Source organism: Rhodoferax sp. RT5P35 (assembly GCF_056521385.1).
Genome location: NZ_JBWMAX010000377.1, coordinates 1 through 1,020, shown reverse-complemented (window position 1 = coordinate 1,020; position 1,020 = coordinate 1). Strand labels below are relative to the sequence as shown.

Here is a 1,020-nt window from a genome sequence, read left to right as displayed (position 1 = left end):
CGCACGCGGCGACGTGGTGGCCATGACCGGCGACGGCGTGAACGACGCGCCCGCCCTCAAGGCCGCCCACATCGGCGTGGCCATGGGCGCACGCGGCACCGAAGTGGCCCGCCAGGCCGCCGACCTGGTGCTGCTGAACGACGACTTTGCCTCCATCGTCACCGCAGTGCGCTATGGCCGCCGCGTGTTTGCCAACCTGCGCAAGGCCATCGTGTTTGTGGTGGGCGTGCACGTGCCCATCGTCGGCTTGTCGCTGGTGCCGGTGCTGCTGGGCTGGCCCATGCTGCTGATGCCGGTGCACATCCTGTTTTTGCAGCTCATCATCGACCCGGCCTGCTCGGTGGTGTTTGAAGCCGAGCCGCTGGAAGCCGACGCCATGGCCGTGCCACCCCGCCCCGCCAACGCCCACCTGTTCGACCGCAGCGTGGTGGCCCGTGGCCTGTGGCAAGGCAGCGGCCTGCTGGCACTGCTGCTGGGCGTGTACGCCGGGGCGCGGGCCCTCAGCACCTCCGACGACATGGCCCGCGCCCTGGTGTTCACCGTGCTGGTGCTGGCCAACCTGGGCCTGATCTACGCCAACCGCAGCTGGACCCACCCGTCCTGGCGCCAAGGCGCCGCCCGCAACCGCTATTTCGCCTGGATCACCGCCGCCACCGTGCTGCTGCTGGCTTGCGTGCTGGGCATCCCGGCGGTGGGCAGGCTGTTTGCATTTGAGCAGCCGACGGTGGGGATGCTGCTGGCCTGCGGCGGGCTGGCGGTGGTGGGGCTGCTGTGGTTTGAGGGGGTGAAGTGGGCGATGGGGAGGAAGGGGACGTGAGTGGGTAGCCAGAAAGTCAATTTTGATAGCTGCTTGCGCTTATGAGATAAGCGCTAGACCCTGATTTCACGTAAATTTTTCCCAAGCACCGGCCGTCTCCAACACCGCCTCCTGCAGCTTGATGGTGAAGCCGTGGCGGCCTATGCCTGCATGGTTTGCTGGTCGCGCCACATGAACTGGGCCGTCCGCTTGGCGATCAAACA

The 1,020-nt window shown here is 67.0% G+C and carries 1 protein-coding gene; it reads left to right on the top strand.

Annotated elements, in window-relative coordinates; all coding sequences use genetic code 11:
- On the top strand, nt 1-817 hold an 817-nt coding region (locus tag AC097L_RS26460; protein WP_479589658.1), incomplete at its 5' end, for an HAD-IC family P-type ATPase.
- Nucleotides 818-1,020: the final 203 nt, after the last annotated feature.